Consider the following 1,270-nt stretch of genomic DNA (forward strand, 5'->3'; position numbering starts at 1 on the left):
TGAACCGCCCCGGCAATCGCGGAGGCCTATTGGTTTAAGTCAGACGGTCGCGGCCTGACCAGCGCGTTGTCGATGGTAGTTGGCCTCGAACTCGGCCGGCGGGATGTAGCCCAGCGGCTCCATCAATCGGTGGTGGTTGAACCAGGCCACCCATTCCAGCGTGGCCAGCTCCACCGCCTGCTTGGTCTTCCACGGCCCGCGCCGATGGATCACCTCGGCCTTGTAGAGGCCGTTGATGGTCTCGGCCAAGGCGTTGTCGTAGCTGTCGCCCTTGGAGCCCACTGAAGGCTCGATGCCGGCCTCGGCCAGACGCTCGCTGTAGCGGATGGATAGGTATTGCGAGCCGCGATCCGAATGGTGCACGAGGCCGTCGTCTTCAGTCGGTTTACGGTCATACAGCGCCTGCTCCAGAGCATCGAGCACGAACTCGGTGTGCATCGAGCTACTCTGGCGCCAGCCCACGATGCGCCGGCTGAACACATCCACCACGAACGCCACGTAGACCCAGCCCTGCCAGGTCGAGACGTACGTGAAGTCCGAGACCCAGAGCTGGTTGGGCCGATCGGCACGGAACTGCCGGTTGACCCGGTCCAGCGGACACGGCGCCTTGGGATCGGGGACGGTGGTGCGCACCGCCTTGCCCCGGCGCACGCCCTGCAGGCCTTGCTGACGCATCAGGCGCTCGACTGTGCAGCGTGCCGCCGCGATGCCTTCGCGGTTGAGCTGGCGCCAGACCTTGTCGGCCCCGTAAACCTGCATGTTGGCCCGCCAGATGCGTCGAACTTGCGGCACCAGGCTCGCATCGCGCTGCGCACGATGCGAGCACAGCGCCGGGTTGCGCTGGCGGGCGGCATGACGCCAGTACGCCGACGGGGCGATCTGCAAGGCATGACAGATCGACTCGACCCCGAACTGCTGGCGATGCTGGTCGACGAAGGCCTTCAGGACTTGATGCGGCGGTCGAGCTCCGCCTGGGCGAAAAACGCGCTGGCCAGCTTCAGGATCTCGTTGGCCTTGCGCAGCTCGCGGTTCTCTCGCTCCAGCTCCTTGATGCGCTGGGTCTCGGCGGTCGAGGCGCCTTCGAGCTGGCCGGCGTCGACCTCGTGCTGGCGAACCCAGGTGTGCAGCGTCTGCGGTACGCAGCCGATCTTGCCGGCGATGGACTCGATGGCGGCCCACTGCGACGGGTGCTCAGCGCGGTGCTCCAGCACCATGCGCACGGCGCGCTCACGGACCTCAGGCGAAAACTTCGTGGACTTCCTCATAGCTC

At 66.2% G+C, this 1,270-nt stretch carries 1 protein-coding gene and 1 other annotated feature; the gene reads right to left on the bottom strand.

The window, feature by feature from the left end; all coding sequences use genetic code 11:
• Positions 1-39 precede the first annotated feature (39 nt).
• Positions 40-1,265 (bottom strand): IS3 family transposase gene (locus AC1D29_RS29520; protein WP_477904334.1). Its coding sequence is split into 2 segments (ribosomal slippage): positions 40-977 and positions 977-1,265, totalling 1,227 coding nucleotides; the frame shifts between segments, so codons are not numbered across the junction.
• Positions 871-987, bottom strand: a sequence feature (AL1L pseudoknot). (Overlaps the previous gene by 117 nt.)
• Positions 1,266-1,270: the final 5 nt, after the last annotated feature.

The sequence above is a fragment of the Roseateles sp. P1_C6 genome, from assembly GCF_056406315.1.